Below are 1,868 nucleotides of genomic sequence, written 5' to 3'. Positions count from 1 at the left end.
CTAGGTGACTGGTGTTAAGCGGGTCTTCCTGAGCGTGTCGGTTCGCTGTGGAGGGCGCCAGGATCATGTCGGTGGCTGGTGATTGGGCGGCTCGCGAGCGGCTCGCGCCCGGCCTGGGGGCTGTTGAGCGGCCTGGAGCGGCCGCCGGCGAGTCGTTCGTGTGGTTGGAGTTCCTCCGGGGTGGTCAGCCAGTGCAGATCGCCCAGTTTCCACTGCCTGTGGACGTGATTCCGAGCACGCCGAGCCGGGCGACGTTGACGGCAGCGGCCAGCAGGGAGAAGTCCGCGCCGACTTTGGCCCGGCCGCGCACCCGGGCACGGCGTCCTCCGTGCCGTCGCCGCATCAGGTGGGCGATCTTGCGTTCGACCTTGGGCCGGGTGGCCCGGTAGGCCGCCAGCCAGACGGGGTCGGCGCTGCGGGCCCGGCCCCGGGCCAGGTGCTCCTCGTGCGGGCTGACGTTGATCTCGCGGCCGTTCTTGGCCGTGGTGCACTGGGCCGCCAGCGGGCAGGTGGTGCAGGCGGCCTGGAAGCGGGCCACTCCGCCGCCGTCACGCTGCGGGCGGATCGCGGCGGTCACCTGGTTCGGGCAGGTGACCTGCCCCGCTTCCATGTCCACGGCGAAGGCGTCCTTGGAGAACCGCCCGCCCGGAGCGTTGGCCGCCTGCACCTTGACCATCACCTCGACGCCGGCCTCGGCCAATTCGGCCAGCAGCGGCCCGGTCCCGTAGGCGGCATCACCGTAGACCTCGACCTGCTCGTCCTGCGCCTGCTCATCCTGGGTAGGCGAGAGGAGGATGTCGGCCAGCAGCTCGACGGAGGGCTCGGCATCGCCGACGTTGCCCGCGGTGACCGCGGTCGCGGTGATGACCTCGCTGTCGGGGTCCTCGGCCACGTGGCCCTTGTAGCCATCGAAGGACCGGTTAACGGTCTTGTGCCCGTGCCGGGCCTCGGGATCGACCGTGGAGATGACCCGGTCGCGGGCCACCTTGCGGGCGATCTTGAAGACGCCGTCGTCCTGTTCCAGGTCCTGGCCCAGCACGGTGGCCAGCAACCGCGCGGCCTGGCCCACCTCCTGCTCCAGCACCCGGCCCTCCAGCGCGGCCAGCAGCGCGTAGCCGTCACGGGCCCGCGAATCCACCAGGGCCTCCCGCTCAGCCGCGTCCGTCCAATCGATGACCGGCTTGGCCGTGCTGGTGTAGGCGTCCCCGCTGGAGATCACCGCCCGCAACTGGGCCCGCAGCATGTGATCAGCCGCCCGCAGCAGGCCGCGAATGGCCGAACGGATCAGCGTGATGGTGTCCTGCGTGGCCACCGCGTCATAGATCGGTGCCGAGTCCAGCACCCGCCTGCGGCCCACCAACCCGGCCTGGGCCGCCACCTCGACCGTCCGCTCGAAGATCCTGTCCGGCCGGGCAGAAGCGGCCAGCCGCGCACGCATGTCCACCAACACGGTGTGCACGAACCCCGGATGGTCGAAGTCCAGCCCGCCGGCGGCGTACTTCCAGCGCACATCGAACGCGAACCGCTCGACCGCCTCACGATCGGACAAGCCCTCCAGACGCTGCAGGACCATCACGACCGCCACGATCATCGGCGGCACCGACCTGCGACCGTCCTCCGCGAACAGATCGGCGAACATCTCATCGGGGAACAACGCCCGGCACTCGCGGTGCAGCACCGCGTAGATCGAGTTCGGCGCCAGCCGACCCTCGCAGAAACCCGCCGTGGAGGAGAGCAACCCCGGCTGCATCGGAGTCCGGCCCACTGCCATCGCTCAACCTCTCCCCACACCCGGCGACCAACGCCCGTCAGCCTGGCACAGCCCGAATCCCCAACGCGAGCTCACACGATTAACACCAGTCACCTAG

The 1,868-nt window shown here is 70.3% G+C and carries 1 protein-coding gene; it reads right to left on the bottom strand.

The genetic code is table 11. The features are described from left to right. Positions 1-184: 184 nt before the first annotated feature. Positions 185-1,771, bottom strand: coding sequence for an IS1182 family transposase (locus tag ACWDA7_RS52495; RefSeq protein ID WP_450615262.1), 1,587 nt, complete (start codon positions 1,769-1,771; stop codon positions 185-187). Between the last annotated feature and the right edge of the window lie 97 nt (positions 1,772-1,868).

The organism is Streptomyces sp. NPDC001156 (assembly GCF_053598275.1).
This window is presented reverse-complemented; position numbering and strand designations above follow the sequence as displayed.

What these genes read in the sequence shown, in the direction of transcription:
- ACWDA7_RS52495 (WP_450615262.1), bottom strand. Translation starts at nt 1,771, where the DNA reads ATGGCAGTGGGCCGGACTCCGATGCAGCCGGGGTTGCTCTCCTCCACG.